We start from the raw sequence: 18094 nt of genomic DNA on the forward strand, positions 1-18094 counted from the left end.
ATCAGAGGACGGTCGCCTCCGCGGCGACGAGGTCCTCGTCGTAGTCCACGTCCTTCGTCTCGCGCGACAGGATGAGCGCGATCAGCGTCAGCACGCCCGCGGCCGAGAGGTACAGGCCCACGAGCCACGGGTTGCCGCCGCCCCACGCCCACAGCACGACCGCGACCAGCGGCGCCAGCGCGGCACCGAGGATCGACGAGACGTTGTAGGCGACGGCCGAGCCGGTGTAGCGGACGTTCGTCGGGAACAGCTCGGGGAGCAGCGCGCCCATGGGGCCGAACGTCGATCCCATCAGGGCGAAGCCGATGATGAGGAACACGAGCGTGAGCGGCATCGTCGCGGCGCCCTGCGGCAGCAGGAACACCGGGAACAGCGCGCCGAACACGATGATCCCGATCGTCACGCCGATCAGCAGCTTGCGACGTCCGATCCGGTCGGCGAGCGGGCCGGCCAGCAGCGTGAAGATGCCGAAGAAGACGACGCCGATGATCTGCATCAGCACGAACTGGACGTACGAGAAGCCGAGGCCCGGCACCCAGGGTCCGGCCGCCGCCGCGTCGTAGGTCTCGGGTGCGACGGGGGCCTTGGTGCCGTACGACAGCAGGAAGCTCGTCAGCAGGTAGAACAGCACGTACGTCGCCAGCATGATGAACGTGCCGAGGATGAGCTGCTTCCAGTAGCGGCGGAACGCCTCACCGAGCGGGAAGCGCTTGATCGCGCCCTTGGCCGAGGCCTTCTCGAAGGTCGACGACTCGACGAGCTTCAGACGGACCCACAGGCCGATGATGACCATGACAGCCGAGAACAGGAACGGGATGCGCCAGCCCCACGACAGGAACGCCTCTGAGGGCGCGCCGGCCTCGCCGGGCATCGAGAAGTTGATGATGAGGAACAGGCCGTTGGCGATGATGAAGCCGAGCGGCGCGCCCAGCTGCGGGAAGGTGCCGTACAGGGCACGCTTGCCGGTCGGGGCGTTCTCGGTCGCCACGAGCGCGGCGCCCGACCACTCGCCGCCGAGCGCGAAGCCCTGCGCCAGGCGCAGCACGAGCAGCATGATGCCGGCCCACACGCCGATCTGGTTGTACGTCGGCAGCACGCCGATGAGGAACGTCGCGATGCCCATGACGAGCAGCGACACCACGAGCGTCGTCTTGCGGCCGACGCGGTCGCCGAAGTGGCCGAACGCGACGGCGCCGATCGGGCGTGCGACCATGGCGGCGCCGAAGGTCGCGAACGACGTCAGCAGTGACGTCGTGGGGTCCGCGGCGGGGAAGAAGAGCGCCGGGAACACGAGCACGGCGGCCGTGGCGTACGCGTAGAAGTCGTAGAACTCGATCGTCGTGCCGACGAGGCTCGCCGTGATCACGCGAGAGCGCGAGTTGGCGGGTCCGGTGGCGGCACCCGATGAGGGGGTGTGAGCTGCGGTAGTCATGTCTTGCCTGTCTGGGGAACTGCGGGGATCTGTCGGCGAGCGCCGACAGGGCAAGATGACAGCTTATTCGCGGCGGCGCGCCACTCTTGCGCGGTTTCGCGGATCGATACGATCCCTCGTTGTGCACTTTTCAAAGTGCTGAACGAAAACGACGAGGGCCCGGCGATCTGCCGGGCCCTCGTAGGAGTGGATGTCAGAGCTGGTCGTCGTCCAGACGCAGCTCGCGCAGCTGCCGCAGCGTGAGCGCGGTGCGGAGCGCCGCGTCCGCGGCCTCGGCGCCCTTGTCCTCCTGCGAGCCCTCGAGACCCGCGCGGTCGCGACCCTGCTGCTCGTCGTCGAGGGTCAGCACCCCGAAGCCGACGGGCTTGCCGGTGTCGAGCGCCACGCGTGTGAGGCCGTCGGTCGCGGCCGACGCCACGAACTCGAAGTGCGGCGTGCCGCCGCGGATGATCACGCCCAGGGCGACGACCGCGTCGGCGCCCGCCTCGAGGGCCACCTTCGACACGACCGGCAGCTCGAAGGATCCGGCGACGCGCACCAGGTGGTGCTTCGCTCCCGCGGCGTCGAGCGTGCGCCGTGCGCCCGCGATCAGCCCTTCCGTGATCTCCTCGTGCCACGTTCCCGCGACGATCACCACGTCGAGGTCGGATCCGTTCACTGCTTCCCGTACGGGAGCGCCCTTGCCGCTCATCGCTGGCCTCCTTCTTGCATGCGCGCGATCGCGTCGGCGAGCTCCTCCTCGCCGATGATGTGTCCCATCCGGTCGCGCTTCGTCTCCAGATACTGGTGGTTGTTCGGTCCGACCCCGACGATCAGCGGAACCTGCTCCACAACGTCCAGACCGAAACCACGCAACTGGGCCACTTTATCCGTGTTGTTCGTCAGCAGCCGGATCTTCTCCACGCCGAGGTCGGCGAGGATGCCGGCCGCGGCCGCGTAATCGCGCGCGTCGGCGGGCAGCCCGAGGGCCGTGTTGGCGTCGACCGTGTCGAGGCCCCGCTCCTGCAGCGCGTAGGCGCGCAGCTTGTTGATCAGCCCGATGCCCCGCCCCTCGTGGCCGCGCATGTAGATGACCACGCCGCCGTCCTGCTCGATCGCGTCGAGGGCGGCCTCGAGCTGCGGACCGCACTCGCACTTGAGCGATCCGAACGCCTCGCCCGTCAGGCACTCCGAGTGCACCCGCACGAGCGGGGCGGGCGCCGTCAGGTCGCCCGACACGACGGCGATGTGGTCGGTGCCGGTCTGACGGTCCTTGTACGCCAGGAAGCGGAACGTGCCGTGCGCGGTCGGCACGGTGGCGTCCGCGCGCAGGCTCACCTGGCGACGCGTCGCGGGGCGGTCCGCGGCGAGCGGGTCGTGCTGGTCGAGGTGGGCGATCAGCTGCTCGATCGTGATGACCGGGATGCCCTCGCGCGCCCCGAGCTCGATCAGGCCGGGCAGGCGCATCATGCTGCCGTCCTCGGCCACGAGCTCGCCGATCACGGCGACGGGCTGCAGCCCGGCGAGTCGCATGAGCTCCACGGACGCCTCCGTGTGGCCGGCGCGATCGCGCACGCCGCCGGGCACCGCGCGCAGCGGCAGGATGTGCCCGGGCCGGATCAGGTCCTTCGCCTCGGAGGACGGATCGGCGAGCACGTTCAGGGTGCGCGCCCGGTCGGATGCGCTGATGCCGGTCGTCACGCCGGACGCCGCGTCGACGCTCACGGTGTAGGCGGTCGTGCGCGCGTCCTCGTTGATCTCCACCATGGGCGGCAGGTCCAGGCGGTCGGCGACGTCCTGCGGCATGGGCGCGCACAGGAAGCCGGACGACCAGCGCACGGCCCAGGCGATCCACTCCGGGCTGGCGAGCTCGGCCGAGAGGACGATGTCGCCCTCGTTCTCGCGGTCCTCGTCGTCCGCGACGATCACGGGGCGGCCGGCGCGGAGCGCGTCGAGCGCCTCGTCGATCGTGGCGAGCGGGACGGCGGTCTCGTCCAGGCTGCTGTTCGAGGTCACAGGGAGCCTCCTTCTGTGCGGCTGTGCGCGGCGGTCGCCGGCGCGAGAGTCGGGTCGAGCACCGAGTAGTCGGCGGCGGGCACCTCGGTGGTCGCGAAGGACCAGGGGTGCGCGGGGTCGGGCTTCGCGGCGCCGAACGCCAGCAGGCGCTGGACGTGACGGGCGAGGATGTCGGTCTCGAGGTTCACGCGGTCGCCGGGCGTGCGGTCGCCGAGCGTCGTCGCGGTCAGCGTCTCGGGGATCAGCGACACCTCGAACCACGGATCGCGCGCTCCGGCCGCGCTGACCGCGCTGACCGTGAGCGAGACGCCGTCGACGGCGATCGATCCCTTGTCGACGACGAGCGGCGCGAGGTGTCCGGGCAGCCCGATGCGCACGACGCGCCACTGCGCGCCGGGTCGCACCTCGCGCACGACTCCCGTGCCGTCGATGTGACCCTGCACGATGTGACCGCCGAGGCGTCCGCCCGCGGCGGTCGCGCGCTCGATGTTGACCGGCGTGCCCGCGCGGGCGGCGTCCAGCGTCGACATGTCGAGCGTCTGCCGCATCACGTCGGCCGTGAAGCCCTCGTCCGTCCAGTCGACGACCGTGAGGCACACGCCGCTGACGGAGATCGAGTCGCCGTGCTGCACCCCTTCGATCGCGCCCGGCGCGTGCAGCGTGAGGCGCACGCCGTCGCCCGACGGCTCGACGGCCGTGATGCGGCCGACCTCCTCCACGATCCCGGTGAACATCAGCGGACTCCTTCTGTCGATGCGATCGCGGACCCGAGCTCCTCGGGCCCCGCGTCGGGGTGCTGCGGCACGTCGCGCTGCTCCGCGACGTAGAGCGTGTCGTCGCCCAGCGCGATCCGCTCGGTCACGCGCAGGCGCCGCGCCTGCGCGATCGAGGGCACGCCGACGTCGGTCAGGGCGACGCGCGGGCCGCCCAGGATCACGGGGGCGACGTAGGCGAGCAGGCGGTCGGCGCATCCGGCGGCGACGAACGCGCTCGCGAGCGTGGGGCCTCCCTCGACGAAGACGCGGTGAAGGCCGTGGTCCCACAGGTCGGCGAGCACGAACTCGAGGTCGTGCGTGTCGTAGAACAGCGGCTCGTGCGGGTGGGAGCGCAGGGCGGCGCCGGAGGGCGTCTCGCGCGCGCCGATCACCACGGGAACGGGCTGCTCGGCGTACAGGGCGTCGCCGTCCCGCGCGGTCAGGGCGGGGTCGTCGGCGAGTACCGTTCCCGTGCCGACGACGATCGCGTCGGCCTGCGCGCGCCGGGCGTGGACGTCCGCGCGCGCCTGCGGCCCCGTGATCCACTTGCTCGTGCCGTCGGCGGCCGCGGCGCGGCCGTCGAGGCTCTGCGCCCACTTCACGGTGACGTGCGGGCGCCCGAGGCGCGCGGCGGTGAGCCACGGCTCGATGAGTGCGAGGGCCTCGTCGCGCAGCACGCCGCTCACCACATCGACGCCCGCGGCGCGCAGGCGCGCGGCACCGCCGCCCGAGATCTCACCGGGGTCGTCGAGCGCGTACACGACGCGGGCCACGCCCGCGCGGATCAGCGCCTCGGCGCACGGGCCGGTGCGGCCGGTGTGGTTGCAGGGCTCGAGCGTCACGATCGCGGTCGCGCCGCGCGCGCCGTCCTCGGGCAGCTGCGACAGCGCATCCACCTCGGCGTGGGCCGTGCCGGCGCCGCGATGCCACCCCTCCGCGAGGACGTCCCCCGACGCGGACAGGATGACGGCGCCGACCTGCGGGTTGCGGCTTCGCGGACCGCGCAGCGCGAGCTCCAGGGCGCGGCGCATCGCGCGCTCCTCTGCGGGGCTGTGCGCCATCCGACCCTCCTCCATCAAGACGGGGTCGTCGCGGACAGGCCGCGCGGGCGCCGCGATCCGAGGATCGCCGAGCGTCCCGTGCTGCCTCCCATCCGGACTCGTGCGGCTCTCGCCGCACATCACCGTCGGTCCCGGAATTCCACCGGATCAGCCTGGCGCGTCTGGCGCTTCGGCTCGCGGACTGTCACCGCCGGTTCGGATTCCCACCGACCCCGGAGCACGTGTGCTGCACTCAGATTATCCGAACGCGCAGGCGCCCGATCCATTCCCGTCATGACGGTTCACAGGCGGATCCCCCGACCGCGCGGGACGGTGCGATCCGGATCGGTCACTTCAGCAGGCGGGACAGGCGGCGGTCGGCGAGCACCTTGCCGCCCGTCTGGCAGGTGGGGCAGTACTCGAAGCTGCGGTCGGCGAGGAACACGCTGCGCACGGTGTCGCCGCACACGGGGCAGGTCTCGCCCGCGCGGGCGTGGACGCTCATGCCGCGGCGCTTGGCGTCCTTGAGCTCGGCAGGCGGGCGCCCGCGAGCGGCGGCGACCGCCTCGGTCAGCGTCTCGCGCATGGCCGCGTAGAGCCGATCCACGTCCTCGTCGCCGAGGTTCGCCGCGAGCGCGTAGGGCGACATGCGCGCCGCGTGCAGGATCTCGTCCGAGTACGCGTTGCCGATGCCCGCCACCGTCTGCTGGTCGCGCAGCACCCCCTTGATCTGCGTGCGGCGCCCCGAGAGGAGGCCTGCCAGCGTGTCCCGGGAGAAGGCCTCGCCGAGCGGATCGGGTCCGAGCCGGGCGATCCCCGGCACCTCGGCGGGGTCGCGCACGACGTAGACCGCGAGCGACTTCTTGGTGCCGGCCTCGGTGAGGTCGAACCCGGATCCGTCGCCGAATCCCATCCGCAGCGCGATGGGGGAGCGGCCCGGCCTGATCACCGTCGTGGGCAGCGTCTCGTGCCAGCGCAGCCAGCCCGCCTTCGCGAGGTGGAACACCAGGTGCAGGTCTCCCGCAGCAAGGTCGACGAACTTGCCGTGGCGCTCGACGCCGGTCACCGCTCGTCCCACCAGCTCGTCGAGGCGGGGGTCGAAGGTCTTCAGCGCGGCGATCGAGGCGAGCCGCGCCTGCGTGACCTCGAGGCCGGCCGCCCGTCCGCGCAGGAACTCGACCAGCCCCTCCACTTCGGGCATCTCGGGCATGCGGCCATCCTGCCCCGGCGCGTGCGGGGAAGGCAATCCGCTGCATGAGGGCCGCGGGGCCAGCCCTCCGGGACGTTTCTGCACAACGCAGGACGGCGAGCCGAGCCATGGCCACGACGACCTGGGATGGCGGCGTGTCGGGCGTCTTTCTCCTGCGCTGTGCAGGGTCGGCTTCCGTGGCGCCCGCGGTGCACAGCGCAGGACGTCCTCGGCCGCCCCGCTGCGCCGGCTGGGATGGCGGCGTGTCGCCGATCCGGGTCCTGCGTCGTGCGGCGACGCGGGCGCCGGGCATTCGTCCACAGGCCGCCAGTCGGCCTCCGGGTATCCCCGGACACGCAGAACGGGGAGCCGGCGCGCCCCTCCGGTCGAGGATCGTCGGCATGTGCGGGATGCGGAGCGACACGTTCGGGCGTTCAGGGGTGCGCGTGACCTACCCCGAGCTGCGGACGCGCGGATACACGCGGCAGGACATCGCCCGCGCCCTGGACGCCGGCTACCTCTCGCGTGCCCGCCGCAACGTGTACCTGTGGCGGGAGGCCACGCCCGAGGAGCAGCACGCGGCGCGAGTCGGCGGACGCCTCGACTGCGTCTCGGCGCTGAAGGCGCTCGGCGTCTTCGTGCTCGACCGCGAGGAGGACCAGCTGCACCTCCAGGTCCCGCCGACGGCGTCGCGCCTGCGCAGCGCGACGGATCGACGCACCCGGCTCACCGCGGCGCGCGACGGCGTCCGCATCCGGACCCACTGGCGCCGCTCCGCGACGGACGCCTCCCGACTGCACGTGACGGTCATCGAGGCCCTCGCGCAGTCGCTGCGCTGCCAGGGCCCACGCGCAGGTATCGCATCGATCGACAACGCACTGTTCCAGAAGCTCATCCGCCCCTCCGACGCCGCCGAGGTGTTCGCGCTGCTGCCCCCGCGGTACGCCGCGCTGCGCGGGCTGGTGGACGGCCGTGCGGAATCGGGATCGGAGACGTACGCCCGCCTCATCGCCCGAGCGACCGGCCGGTCCGTCGAGGTGCAGAAGAGGATCGACGGGGTCGGACGAGTGGATCTCGTCGTCGACGGCTGGATCGTGATCGAGTGCGACAGCCGGGAGCACCACGGCGGCTGGGAGGCGCAGACCGCCGATCGCCTGCGCGATCTCAAGCTGGCGGCGCTCGGCTACACGGTCATCCGGCCGACGGCGCAGATCCTGTTCACACGGCCGGAGGTCCTGGTCGCCGCGCTGCACGGCCTTCTCGTCCTCCGCTGAACAGCGCAACGCAGGAAGCATCGCGCTCGTCGGCATCCGGGAACCGCCTCCCGCGGCGTGTCGCGGATGTCGGTCCTGCGTTGTGCAGGCGACGCGGCCGGCGGCCGGGTCAGACGTCCCAGGCCTGTGGGGTGCGGGGGTCGGTGGCGAGGAGGCCGGCGATCCACCCGTCCATTCGGCGGCCGCGGTGCGACAGGCCCTTGCGGCGCACGCCCTCGAGCCGGAAGCCGAGGTCCTGGGCCACCCGCGCGGAGGCGGTGTTGCCGACCACCGCGTGCCACTCCAGCCGTTCGAGGCGCAGCGGGCCGAACGCGAAGTCCACCACGGTGCGGGACGCCTCGGCGATGTAGCCGCGGCCGCGAGCGGCGGGCGCCAGCCAGTAGCCCAGCTCGGCGGCACCGTCCTTGATGCGGTGCAGCCCGATCATGCCCGCAAGCCCCGCGGGGTCACGGATCGCCCAGACGTACTCCGAGCCGACGTCCCACCACTGGCCGGTCAGCGCGACGAACTTCTCGGCGTCCTCGCGCGTGTACGGCGACGGGACCGTCGTGTACTCCTGGATCAGCGGATCCTGGCACGCGTCGTAGATCGCCTCGACGTCGGAGTCGACGGGGCGAGAGAGCGTGAGACGGCCGGATCGCAGGACGACCGGCTCACCCACGACGCAGCAGGCCCACGCGCTCGTAGACGTTGGCGAGCGTCGCGTCGGCGACGTCCGCCGCACGCGCGGCGTTCGCCGCGAGCACGCGGTCGAGTTCGGCCGGGTCGTCCAGCAGCTCGAGCGCCCGCGCTCGCACGGGCTCGAACTCAGCCACGACCACGTCGCGCAGGCCCTTCTTGAAGTCGCCGTAGCCGCGGCCCGCGTACTCGTCCTCGATCTCCGAGATCGGGCGCTGCGTGAGCGCCGAGTAGATCGTGAGCAGGTTCGACACGCCGGGCTTCTCCGCGCGGTCGTACCGCACCGAGCCCTCGCTGTCGGTCACGGCGCGCATGATCTTCTTCGCGGTCACGCTCGGCTCGTCCAGCAGCCACAGCACACCCGCCTGCGACTCGGCGGACTTCGACATCTTGGAGGTCGGCTCCTGCAGGTCGTAGATGCGCGCGGTCTCGGCCTGGATCACCGGCTTCGGCACGACGAACGTCTCGCCGAAGCGCGTGTTGAAGCGCTCGGCCAGGTCGCGCGTCAGCTCGACGTGCTGCTTCTGGTCGTCGCCGACCGGCACCACGTCGGTCTGGTACAGCAGGATGTCGGCCGCCATCAGGACCGGATACGTGAACAGCCCGACGCTCGTCGCGTCGGCGCCGTAGCGCTGCGACTTGTCCTTGAACTGCGTCATCCGCCCGGCCTCGCCGAAGCCCGTGATCGTCGACAGGATCCAGGCGAGCTCGGCGTGCGCGCGCACGTGCGACTGCACGTACAGGGTCGAGCGCGAGGGCTCGATGCCCGCGGCGATGTACTGGGCGGCCGTGCGGCGCGTCTTCTCGCGCAGCTCGGCCGGGTCGTTCGGCTGCGTCAGAGCGTGCAGGTCGACGACCGAGAAGAACGCGTCGTACTCGTCCTGCATGCCGCGCCACTGCAGGAGAGCCCCGATGTAGTTGCCGGCCTGGAGGGAGTCGGCGGAGGGCTGCATTCCGGAGTAGAGGCGCTGTCTCGTCACCCAACGATCCTATTTGCTCGCCGCGCGCGGTCGGTCCCGTCCTGCCCTGCTCGCGAGCGACACGAAGACGCGCGACGCACGCCTCGAAAGCGACAGGCGCCGCATCACGCCCGACGCGAATCGCGTGCGCTGCCCGGCCCGCATCCGGCGCCTCTCGTACTCGGCCGCTCCGCTCGCCCCGTGCTCGTTCAGGGCCCGCCCGAGGGCGATCGCGTCGACCATCGCCTCGCACGCGCCCCGGCCGAGATTGGGCGACATCGCGTGTGCCGCGTCGCCGATCAGCACGTAGCGGTCGCTCACCAGCCGGCGGGCCGGGCGGGACTCGAGGATCGTGTTCACGAGCGTCAGTTCGGGCGTCGCGCGCACCAGAGTGTCGCCCACCAGGCTCGGGAAGCCGTCGAACGCGCCGCGGGCCCACTCGAGCGCGCGCTCCGGGTCGTCCTCGCCGCGGCGAGCGGCGGCGTACCAGTTGGTGCCGATGCCGCCGGGAAGCGGATCGGGACCGACGCCGAACAGCATGCCGTCGCCCCAGAACTCGTACATCCGGTCGAGCGGCGCGTCCGGGGGCGCCTCGATGGCTCCGCGCACGGCGATCACGCCCGTGTCGCGCGGAGCGTCACCCCAGATGTGCTGACGGATGACGCTGCGCGCCCCGTCGGCGGCGACGACGAGGTCGCCGGGGAGATCGCGCGTGTCCGCGACGTGCCGCCGCTCGCGCGTCACAGACCGCGGGACCGCCTCGTCGAGCAGCGCGACGAGAGCGGGCCGGGGGATCACCCGCACGCCCGGATCGCGCATGGTCGTCGTCACGGGGCGACCGGCGCTGTCGGCCGTGATGACTCCCGCAGTGAGCAGGAGGCTGCGCTCGCAGAGGGCGCCCTCGAGGCCGATGTCCTCGAGGGCGGCCAGCGCGAAGGGCCAGATGCCGAAGGTCGTCGGCACCCGGCTGAAGCCCGGGTTGCGCTCGATCAGCGTGACGTCGTGCTGAGCGGGATCCAGGGTCGCGGCCAGCGCGAGGCCCGCGACCCCGCCGCCGACGATGGTGATGGTGGACATGCGCTCACGATACGACTACAGCCGTAGTTTTACAACAGTTGTAGTGTCGTCACATGGCTACACGTTCCGAGCTCGTCGCCGACGCTGCGGTCACCGTGCTGGCTCGCGAAGGCCTGCGCGGTCTGACGCATCGGGCGGTCGACGCCGAGGCCGCGCTGCCCGACGGCAGCACCTCGAACTGCTTCCGCACGCGTGCCGCGCTCATCATGGCGATCGTCGACCGGCTCGAGCACCTGGACGTCGAGGCGCTCACGTCGGGCCCCGCACCCGACTCTTCGTCGATCACGGCCGTCGCGGCGTCCCTCGCAGACAGCGTCGCCCGGATGACGTCGGCGCGGTACGCGCGCACGACGCGCGCGCGGATCGCCCTGCTGCTCGACGAGACGGCCAGAGAGGCGATGGCGGAGGGCCATCGCCGCTTCCTGGAGAGGCTCGCGACGCTGCTCGAGTCGGCGGGCCTCGACGATGCGCCGCGAGCGGCGCGCGTGATCTCGGATCTGCTCGAGGGCGCGCTCGTGCACGCGGTGTCCGTGCCGCAGCGGCGGGTCGACGCGGGCGAGCTCGCGGCCGCCGTTGAGCGGCTGATGCGTCCGTCGGCCTAGCCGCCGCCGGCGGCCGCCGGCGAGTGCCGCCGGGGGCTACTCGCCCAGGGCGTAGTCGGCCACGACGGGGGAGTGGTCGCTCCAGCGGGTGTCGTACGACGGGGCGCGGTCGACGCGGTAGCCCGACGCGCGCGGCGCGAGGGCGGGGGAGGCGAGGTGGTAGTCGATCCGCCAGCCCGAGTCGTTGTCGAACGCCTTGCCGCGCATCGACCACCACGTGTACGGCCCGTCGAGCTCGCCGTGCGCGGCACGGCCCACGTCGACCCAGCCGAGGCCCGTGGCGCCGGCGCTGAACGAGCGGGTGTCGCTGAGCTCGCCCACCATGCCGCGCCCGATGCCCTCCTGGCCCGTCACCGGCTGCCCCGCGGCGCCCAGCAGGCGGTCGAAGTACGCCCGCTCGCGCGCCAGGAACCCGGCCTTCTTGACGTTGCCCTTCCAGTTGCGGATGTCGAGCGGACGGTGACCCACGTTGAGATCCCCCGTCACCAGGGCGAGGCCATCGGCGAGCTCGCCCATCCGGTGCTCCATGGCGTCGAGGAACGCCCACTTCGCGTCCTGCTTGGCCGGCGTCTCGGCCTCGCCCGTGGGGACGTACGCGCTCACCACCGTCAGGGTCTCGCCGCCGAAGGCGAAGTCGGCCTCGATCCAGCGGCCGTTCGATTCGAGCGCATCGTCGCCGAGCTCGATGCGCGAGATCGCGCACTCCTCGCGGCTCGCGATGGCGACGCCGGCGCGACCCTTCTGCAGCGACGCATCGGCGACCACGCGCCAGCCGGGGAGCGCGGCCTCGAGATGCTCGAGCTCGGCGCGCACCTCCTGCAGCGTGATGATGTCGGGCTGCGCGGCGTCGACCCACGCCCCCATGCCGTTGCGGGCCGCGGCCCGGATCCCGTTGACGTTGACAGAGGCGATGCGGACGCTGCGGGGCATGCCTCAAACGTAACAAGGGGCCCCGACATCGGATGTCGGAGCCCCTCGTCGGAAGCGGATCAGCGGCCGCGCAGGACCGCCTGCTTGACCTCGGCGATGGCCTTGGTGACCTCGATGCCGCGCGGGCACGCCTCGGTGCAGTTGAAGGTCGTGCGGCAGCGCCACACGCCCTCCTTGTCGTTGAGGATGTCGAGGCGCACGTCGCCGGCGTCGTCGCGCGAGTCGAAGATGAAGCGGTGCGCGTTGACGATCGCGGCCGGGCCGAAGTACTGGCCGTCGGTCCAGAACACGGGGCACGACGACGTGCACGCGGCGCACAGGATGCACTTGGTGGTGTCGTCGAAGCGCTCGCGGTCGGCGATCGTCTGCAGGCGCTCCTTGCCCTTCTCGGGCTTGGAGGTCGCCTGGAGGAACGGCTGCACCTCGCGGTAGGCCGCGAAGAACGGGTCCATGTCGACGATGAGGTCCTTCTCGAGGGGAAGGCCCTTGATCGCCTCGACGTAGATCGGCTTCGAGATGTCGAGGTCCTTGATCAGCGTCTTGCACGCGAGGCGGTTGCGGCCGTTGATGCGCATGGCGTCCGAACCGCAGATGCCGTGGGCGCACGAGCGGCGGAACGCGAGCGATCCGTCCTGGTCCCACTTGATGCGGTGCAGCGCGTCGAGGACGCGGTCGGTCGAGTACATCTCGACGTCGTAGTCGACCCAGCGCGGCTCGCTGTCGACCTCGGGGTCGAAGCGCCGGACGATGAACGTGACGAGGTACGACTGGATGCCCGTTGCCACGGACTCCGGGTCGGTGTCTGCGACGGGCTCGGTGACGGCGGTGGCGGCCATCAGTACTTCCTCTCCATCGGCGGGTAGTTCAACTCGCCCTGTTCGTTCTTGGTGAAGACCACGGGCTTCCAATCGAGCTTGATGTGGTCGTCGGGGTCGGACGAGTGCGGGTCGCCCGTGAGGTACGCCATCGTGTGCTGCATGAAGTTCTCGTCGTCGCGCGCCTGGTAGTCCTCGCGCATGTGGCCACCGCGGCTCTCGCGACGGTTGCGCGCAGCGTAGGCGACGATCTCGGCGATGTCGAGCAGGAAGCCCAGCTCGACGGCCTCGAGCAGATCGGTGTTGTACCGCTTGCCCTTGTCGTCGACGTAGATGTTGCGGTACCGGTCGCGCAGCTCGGCGATCGTGCCGAGGACATCGGTCAGGCTCTCCTCGGTGCGGAACACCTGGGCCTTGTCATCCATCTCGTCCTGGAGCTTCTTGCGGATGTCCGCGATGCGCTCGGTGCCCTTGGCGTTGCGGATGCCCTCGATCATCTCGCGGACGCCGGCGGCCGGGTCCTCCGGAAGCGGCACGAAGTCGGCGGTCTTGACATACTCGACCGCGTTGCGACCCGAGCGCTTGCCGAAGACGTTGATGTCGAGCAGCGAGTTCGTGCCGAGGCGGTTGGCGCCGTGCACCGAGACGCACGCGCACTCGCCGGCCGCGTACAGGCCCGGGACGACCGTGTCGTTGTCGGCCAGCACCTCGCCCGCGTTGTTGGTCGGGATGCCGCCCATCGCGTAGTGCGCGGTCGGCATCACGGGCACGGGCTCGACGACCGGGTCGATGCCCAGGTACGTGCGCGCGAACTCCGTGATGTCCGGGAGCTTGGTCTCGAGCACCTCGGCGCCCAGGTGCGTGCAGTCGAGCAGCACGTAGTCCTTGTGCGGACCGGCGCCTCGACCCTCGCGCACCTCCTGCACCATGCAGCGCGCCACGATGTCGCGCGGAGCGAGGTCCTTGATGGTGGGGGCGTAGCGCTCCATGAAGCGCTCACCCGAGGCGTTGCGCAGGATCGCGCCCTCACCGCGCGCGCCCTCCGTCAGCAGGATGCCGAGGCCCGCCAGGCCGGTCGGGTGGAACTGGAAGAACTCCACGTCCTCGAGCGGCAGGCCCTTGCGCCACACGATGCCGACGCCGTCGCCCGTGAGGGTGTGCGCGTTGGAGGTGGTCTTGAAGATCTTGCCGAAGCCGCCCGTGGCGAAGATCACGGCCTTCGAGTGGAACACGTGCAGCTCGCCCGTGGACAGCTCGTACGCGACGACGCCCGCGATCTGGGTCTTGCCGTCCGCGTCCTTCACCGTGATCAGGTCGAGCGCGTAGAACTCGTTGAAGAAGTTGATGCCGAGCTTGACGCAGTTCTGGAACAGCGTCTGCAGGATCATGTGGCCCGTGCGGTCGGCCGCGTAGCAGGCGCGGCGCACCGGGGTCTTGCCGTGCTCGGCCGTGTGGCCGCCGAAGCGGCGCTGGTCGATCTTGCCGTCCGGCGTGCGGTTGAACGGCAGGCCCATGTTCTCGAGGTCGATGACGGCCTCGATGGCCTCCTTGGCCAGGATCTCCGCGGCGTCCTGGTCGACGAGGTAGTCGCCGCCCTTCACCGTGTCGAACGTGTGCCACTCCCACGAGTCCTCCTCGACGTTCGCGAGCGCCGCGGCCATGCCGCCCTGCGCCGCGCCCGTGTGCGAGCGGGTGGGGTAGAGCTTCGTGATCACGGCGGTCTTCGCGCCGGGGCCGGCCTCGATCGCCGCGCGCATGCCGGCGCCGCCTGCGCCGACGATCACGATGTCGAACTGGTGGTAGTGGACGCCGTCGCGCACGACGGACTCGCTGGTCTGGCTCGTCATATTCCTTTATTCGTCTTCCGTCAGGCCTGGGCCTGGCACATGTCCCACAGCGTGCTCTCCGGCGTCACACCCAGGCACGGGTCGAACGTGAACACCACGAGCGTGCCGAGCACGATCATGACGGCCGTCACGATCCACGTCACCGCGACCAGCGTCTTGCGCGCCGTGCGGTTGAGGACGTAGTCGTTGATGATCGTGCGAAGGCCGTTGGCGCCGTGCAGGAACGCGAGCCAGAGCATCAGCACGTCCCACCACTGCCAGAACGGCGAGGCGAACTTGCCGGCGACGAAGGCGAAGTTGAGCGCCTGGACGCCGCCCTCGGGCAGCACCAGGTTCACGAGCAGGTGGCCGAAGATCAGCACGATCAGCACGACGCCGGAGGCGCGCATGTAGACCCAGCCCCACTTCTCGAGGTTGAGCCCCTTGTTGCGGGGGACGCTGTGGGGCGCGCGGGGCGCGGCGAGGCTGTCGGCGGTCATCAGTGACCCCCTCCCATGTGCGAGAACGTGTTGATGAGCTGGCGCGGCACGAAGGCGGCCATCGTGACGGCCCAGACGGCGAGGACGCCCCAGAACAGCTGGCGCTGGTACTGCGCGCCCTTGTTCCAGAAGTCCACGAGGATGATCCGCAGGCCGTTGAAGGCGTGGAACACGATCGCGCCGACGAGCGCGATCTCGCCGAGCCCCATGATCCAGTGCTTGTACGTGCCGATGACGGCGTCGTACGCCTCCGGGGAGACCCGGATCAGCGACGTGTCGAGCACGTGCACCAGGAGGAAGAAGAAGATGGCGACACCGGTGATCCGGTGCAGCACCCAGGACCACATGCCTTCACGGCCGCGGTACAGCGTTCCTCGTGGGACCTTCGAGGTGGTCTCCGTCACCGACAATGTCGTTCGCGTCTCAGCGGACATGTCGTTCCTCCCTGATCGTTGCGAGGTCGTCGCCCGGGAGGCACGCGGAGCGGCCGTGGGCACCCCAACTCTACTTCGCTCCCCATGAGCACCGCAGTGAAGGCGTGCCTAACTGTCTCGACGTCGAGAGAAACGGCGGCGCGCGCGTGAGCGGAAAGCCCGCCAGATAACCTGGCCGCATGTCTGCACCGATCCAGGACTTCTTCGCCGTCATCCCGGCGGGCGGCGTCGGGTCCCGCCTCTGGCCCCTGTCGCGAGCCGAGGCGCCGAAGTTCCTGCACGACCTCACCGGATCGGGGGTCTCGCTCCTGCGCAACACGTGGGACCGGCTGCTGCCCCTGACGGGGCCGGATCGGATCGCCGTGGTGACGGGGAAGGCGCACGAGCACCGTGTCGAGGAGGAGCTGCCGGACGTGCCCCTCGACAACGTCTTCATCGAGTCGTCGCAGCGTGAGTCGGCCGCGGCCATCGGGCTCGCCGCCGCGATCCTGCTGCGCCGCGAGCCGGACGTCATCATCGGCTCCTTCGCGGCCGATCATCACATCTCGCGTCAGCGCGCGTTCGAGTTCGCCGTGCGTCAGGCGGCCGCCGTCGCGCGCGAGGGGTACATCTGCACGATCGGCATCGCCCCGAGCGAGCCCTCGGTCGGGTTCGGGTACATCAAGCTCGGTGCCGAGATCGACGTCGAGGACGCGCCCATGGCGGCGATCGTGGAGCGCTTCGTCGAGAAGCCGGATCTCGACACCGCGCGCCGCTACTACGCCGACCGCAGCTTCCTCTGGAACGCCGGCATGTTCATCTCCCGCGCCGACGTGCTGCTGGCCGAGCTGGAGGCGAACGAGCCAGAGCTGCACGCGGGCCTGCTCGAGATCGCGGAGGCGTGGGACACCGACCGGCGCGCGGAGGTCACGGACCGCGTCTGGCCCGGGCTGAAGAAGATCGCGATCGACTACGCGGTCGCCGAGCCGGCCGCGGAGAAGGGGCGGCTCGCGGTCGTGCCCGGGCACTTCGACTGGGACGACGTGGGCGACTTCGCCAGTCTCGCGAAGCTCATCTCGGGTGGGCGGGGCGACCGGATGTCCATCCTGGGCCGCAACGAGACGGTGCTGGCGGACGAGTCCACGGGCCTCGTCGTCTCGCAGACGAGCCGCGTCATCGCGGTGGTCGGGGTCGAGGGCCTGATCGTCGTCGACACCGACGACGCGCTGCTCGTCACCACGAGCGAGCACGCACAGCGCGTGAAGAGCGTCGTCGGCACGCTGCAGTCCCGCGGCGACGGCCACGTTCTCTGAGTCCGATTTGTAACTATCGCGTTTCAGGGCTCGGTTCCGTGCAATCTGCGCGGTTGGCGTTCTGTACCGTGTGCGTATCGCCCCGCACCCCGACGGGGATGCGCACGCCCCGCCCACCCTCGGGGCCGAAGTTCTTCATGGAGGACACTGTGACCAGGACCACCCGGAAGGCCGCGTTCGCCGGCCTCGCGATCGTCTCGTCGGCGATCCTTCTCGCGGGCTGCGGCGCCGCGCCCGAGGAGGAGGCCGGGGGCTCCGCCGCACCCGAGCCGGCCGACGACTTCATCCCCTGCCTCATCTCGGACGAGGGCGGCTGGAACGACCGCTCGTTCAACCAGTCGGCCAAGGAGGGCATGGACCGTGCCGCCGAGGAGCTGGACATCGAGGCGCAGGAGATGGAGTCGACGAGCGCGAACGACTACGCGCCGAACCTCGAGACCCTCGTGTCGAACGGCTGCACGCTGATCATCTCGGTGGGCTTCAACCTCGCGGCCGCCACGGTCGAGTCGGCCAACGCCAACCCCGACGTCAACTACGCGATCATCGACGACTACGCGGACACCGACTTCGACGGCACGACGGACGCGCCGAACATCAAGCCCCTCGTGTTCAACACGGCCGAGGCGGCGTACCTCGGCGGCTACGCCGCGGCGGCCTGGTCGGCTCAGGCCGGCGGCAACAAGGTCGGCACCTTCGGTGGCGGCGAGATCCCCTCCGTGAAGGTCTTCATGGACGGCTTCCAGCTCGGTGTCGAGAAGTACAACGAGGACAAGGGCGCCGAGGTCGGCGTCGTCGGCTGGGACACCGAGGCGCAGAGCGGCTCGTTCACGGGCGGCTTCGAGGCCAACGACGTCGCGCGTCAGACCGCGCAGGGCATCCTCGACCAGGGCGTCGACGTGATCCTGCCCGTCGGCGGCCCGATCTACACGAGCGCCGCCGCGGCCATCCGCGACGGCGGCCAGGACGTCAAGCTCCTGGGCGTCGACAGCGACCTGGCCGTCAAGGACCCGGAGCTCGCGGACATCACGCTCGTGTCGATCCTGAAGGCGATCGACCAGGCCGTGTTCGACACGACCATCAACGCCGCGGGCGGCGACTTCGACGTCGAGCCGTACGTCGGCACGCTGGAGAACGAGGGCGTCGCGCTCTCGAGCTTCCACGACTTCGAGGCCGAGCTGCCCGAGGGCACGCTCGACGAGATCGCCGCGCTGCAGGAGGCGATCGTCGCCGGCGACATCGCCGTCGAGTCGCCGAACTCCCCGTAATCCGCACACGCGACGAGGGCGATCGGACCGC

At 70.9% G+C, this 18094-nt stretch carries 18 protein-coding genes and 1 riboswitch; of the genes, 4 read left to right on the forward strand and 14 right to left on the reverse strand.

Features of this window, described 5'->3' with window-relative positions:
• Position 1 precedes the first annotated feature (1 nt).
• The 6 genes from BJP60_RS03680 to BJP60_RS03705 form a co-directional block, all read right to left on the reverse strand.
• The gene (locus BJP60_RS03680; RefSeq protein ID WP_203137647.1) at positions 2-1432 is read right to left on the reverse strand and encodes an MFS transporter; all 1431 of its coding nucleotides are present in this window, start codon (positions 1430-1432) and stop codon (positions 2-4) included.
• A gap of 193 nt (positions 1433-1625) precedes the next feature.
• Positions 1626-2123, reverse strand: coding sequence for a 6,7-dimethyl-8-ribityllumazine synthase (gene ribH, locus BJP60_RS03685; RefSeq protein WP_203137649.1), 498 nt, complete (start codon positions 2121-2123; stop codon positions 1626-1628).
• Positions 2120-3427, reverse strand: a complete 1308-nt coding sequence (ribA, locus tag BJP60_RS03690) for a GTP cyclohydrolase II (RefSeq protein ID WP_238439542.1) — start codon at positions 3425-3427, stop codon at positions 2120-2122. The genes ribH and ribA overlap by 4 nt, the downstream gene beginning before the upstream one ends.
• Complete coding sequence (locus tag BJP60_RS03695; protein WP_203137651.1) at positions 3424-4161, reverse strand: riboflavin synthase; 738 nt, start codon at positions 4159-4161, stop codon at positions 3424-3426. The genes ribA and BJP60_RS03695 overlap by 4 nt, the downstream gene beginning before the upstream one ends.
• Positions 4161-5243, reverse strand: a complete 1083-nt coding sequence (gene ribD / locus BJP60_RS03700; RefSeq protein ID WP_203137654.1) for a bifunctional diaminohydroxyphosphoribosylaminopyrimidine deaminase/5-amino-6-(5-phosphoribosylamino)uracil reductase RibD — start codon at positions 5241-5243, stop codon at positions 4161-4163. Before ribD ends, BJP60_RS03695 begins: the two co-directional genes overlap by 1 nt.
• 74 nt (positions 5244-5317) lie before the next feature.
• Positions 5318-5468, reverse strand: a riboswitch (FMN riboswitch).
• 103 nt (positions 5469-5571) lie between these two features.
• Positions 5572-6432 carry an Fpg/Nei family DNA glycosylase gene (locus BJP60_RS03705; RefSeq protein WP_203137656.1) on the reverse strand — a complete coding sequence of 287 codons (861 nt, stop codon included), beginning with the start codon at positions 6430-6432 and terminating at the stop codon, positions 5572-5574.
• Between the two features lie 425 nt (positions 6433-6857).
• Here BJP60_RS03705 and BJP60_RS03710 point away from each other — a divergent pair, with 425 nt between their 5' ends.
• Positions 6858-7685 (forward strand): hypothetical protein, encoded by an 828-nt coding sequence (locus BJP60_RS03710; RefSeq protein ID WP_203137657.1) that lies wholly within the window; start codon positions 6858-6860, stop codon positions 7683-7685.
• Between the two features lie 109 nt (positions 7686-7794).
• On the opposite strand, the gene BJP60_RS03715 is transcribed toward BJP60_RS03710, so the two are convergent.
• Genes BJP60_RS03715 through BJP60_RS03725 form a run of 3 tightly spaced genes read right to left on the reverse strand, consistent with a single transcriptional unit; the run spans position 7795 to position 10399 of the window.
• A complete protein-coding gene (locus tag BJP60_RS03715) occupies positions 7795-8346 on the reverse strand; it encodes a GNAT family N-acetyltransferase (RefSeq protein ID WP_203137658.1) in 552 nt (183 codons plus the stop codon).
• The gene (gene trpS / locus BJP60_RS03720; protein ID WP_203137659.1) at positions 8339-9343 is read right to left on the reverse strand and encodes a tryptophan--tRNA ligase; all 1005 of its coding nucleotides are present in this window, start codon (positions 9341-9343) and stop codon (positions 8339-8341) included. Before trpS ends, BJP60_RS03715 begins: the two co-directional genes overlap by 8 nt.
• A gap of 9 nt (positions 9344-9352) precedes the next feature.
• Positions 9353-10399 carry an FAD-dependent monooxygenase gene (locus BJP60_RS03725; protein ID WP_203138922.1) on the reverse strand — a complete coding sequence of 349 codons (1047 nt, stop codon included), beginning with the start codon at positions 10397-10399 and terminating at the stop codon, positions 9353-9355.
• 53 nt (positions 10400-10452) lie between these two features.
• On the opposite strand from BJP60_RS03725, the gene BJP60_RS03730 reads away from it, so the two are divergent.
• A complete protein-coding gene (locus tag BJP60_RS03730; RefSeq protein WP_203137660.1) occupies positions 10453-11001 on the forward strand; it encodes a TetR/AcrR family transcriptional regulator in 549 nt (182 codons plus the stop codon).
• 36 nt (positions 11002-11037) lie between these two features.
• Here the strand turns inward: BJP60_RS03730 and BJP60_RS03735 are convergent, their stop codons facing one another.
• From BJP60_RS03735 to sdhC, 5 genes are read right to left on the reverse strand one after another with little or no spacing between them, the layout of a single operon-like run.
• On the reverse strand, positions 11038-11931 hold the full coding sequence (locus BJP60_RS03735; protein WP_203137661.1) for an exodeoxyribonuclease III: 894 nt from the start codon (positions 11929-11931) through the stop codon (positions 11038-11040).
• 59 nt (positions 11932-11990) lie between these two features.
• Positions 11991-12767, reverse strand: a complete 777-nt coding sequence (locus BJP60_RS03740; protein ID WP_203137662.1) for a succinate dehydrogenase iron-sulfur subunit — start codon at positions 12765-12767, stop codon at positions 11991-11993.
• A complete protein-coding gene (sdhA, locus tag BJP60_RS03745) occupies positions 12767-14593 on the reverse strand; it encodes a succinate dehydrogenase flavoprotein subunit (protein WP_203137663.1) in 1827 nt (608 codons plus the stop codon). Before sdhA ends, BJP60_RS03740 begins: the two co-directional genes overlap by 1 nt.
• 20 nt (positions 14594-14613) lie before the next feature.
• Entirely contained in the window at positions 14614-15072 is a 459-nt protein-coding gene (locus tag BJP60_RS03750) for a succinate dehydrogenase hydrophobic membrane anchor subunit (RefSeq protein WP_203137664.1), read from the reverse strand.
• Positions 15072-15506, reverse strand: a complete 435-nt coding sequence (gene sdhC / locus BJP60_RS03755; protein WP_203137666.1) for a succinate dehydrogenase, cytochrome b556 subunit — start codon at positions 15504-15506, stop codon at positions 15072-15074. Before sdhC ends, BJP60_RS03750 begins: the two co-directional genes overlap by 1 nt.
• Positions 15507-15685: 179 nt before the next feature.
• Between sdhC and BJP60_RS03760 the strand changes: the two genes are divergently transcribed.
• Both BJP60_RS03760 and BJP60_RS03765 read left to right on the forward strand, forming a co-directional pair.
• Positions 15686-16798, forward strand: coding sequence for a mannose-1-phosphate guanylyltransferase (locus BJP60_RS03760; protein ID WP_203137667.1), 1113 nt, complete (start codon positions 15686-15688; stop codon positions 16796-16798).
• A gap of 149 nt (positions 16799-16947) precedes the next feature.
• Positions 16948-18063, forward strand: a complete 1116-nt coding sequence (locus BJP60_RS03765) for a BMP family lipoprotein (protein ID WP_238439543.1) — start codon at positions 16948-16950, stop codon at positions 18061-18063.
• The last annotated feature ends 31 nt before the right edge of the window (positions 18064-18094 follow it).

It is taken from the genome of Microbacterium sp. JZ31 (assembly GCF_016805985.1).
Lineage (GTDB): Bacteria > Actinomycetota > Actinomycetes > Actinomycetales > Microbacteriaceae > Microbacterium.

What these genes read in the sequence shown, in the direction of transcription:
- BJP60_RS03740 (WP_203137662.1), bottom strand. Translation starts at nt 12,767, where the DNA reads ATGGCCGCCACCGCCGTCACCGAGCCCGTCGCAGACACCGACCCGGAG.
- BJP60_RS03730 (WP_203137660.1), top strand. Translation starts at nt 10,453, where the DNA reads ATGGCTACACGTTCCGAGCTCGTCGCCGACGCTGCGGTCACCGTGCTG.
- BJP60_RS03680 (WP_203137647.1), bottom strand. Translation starts at nt 1,432, where the DNA reads ATGACTACCGCAGCTCACACCCCCTCATCGGGTGCCGCCACCGGACCC.
- sdhA (WP_203137663.1), bottom strand. Translation starts at nt 14,593, where the DNA reads ATGACGAGCCAGACCAGCGAGTCCGTCGTGCGCGACGGCGTCCACTAC.
- BJP60_RS03695 (WP_203137651.1), bottom strand. Translation starts at nt 4,161, where the DNA reads ATGTTCACCGGGATCGTGGAGGAGGTCGGCCGCATCACGGCCGTCGAG.
- BJP60_RS03705 (WP_203137656.1), bottom strand. Translation starts at nt 6,432, where the DNA reads ATGCCCGAGATGCCCGAAGTGGAGGGGCTGGTCGAGTTCCTGCGCGGA.
- ribH (WP_203137649.1), bottom strand. Translation starts at nt 2,123, where the DNA reads ATGAGCGGCAAGGGCGCTCCCGTACGGGAAGCAGTGAACGGATCCGAC.
- BJP60_RS03725 (WP_203138922.1), bottom strand. Translation starts at nt 10,399, where the DNA reads ATGTCCACCATCACCATCGTCGGCGGCGGGGTCGCGGGCCTCGCGCTG.
- sdhC (WP_203137666.1), bottom strand. Translation starts at nt 15,506, where the DNA reads ATGTCCGCTGAGACGCGAACGACATTGTCGGTGACGGAGACCACCTCG.
- BJP60_RS03750 (WP_203137664.1), bottom strand. Translation starts at nt 15,072, where the DNA reads ATGACCGCCGACAGCCTCGCCGCGCCCCGCGCGCCCCACAGCGTCCCC.
- BJP60_RS03760 (WP_203137667.1), top strand. Translation starts at nt 15,686, where the DNA reads ATGTCTGCACCGATCCAGGACTTCTTCGCCGTCATCCCGGCGGGCGGC.
- ribD (WP_203137654.1), bottom strand. Translation starts at nt 5,243, where the DNA reads ATGGCGCACAGCCCCGCAGAGGAGCGCGCGATGCGCCGCGCCCTGGAG.
- BJP60_RS03735 (WP_203137661.1), bottom strand. Translation starts at nt 11,931, where the DNA reads ATGCCCCGCAGCGTCCGCATCGCCTCTGTCAACGTCAACGGGATCCGG.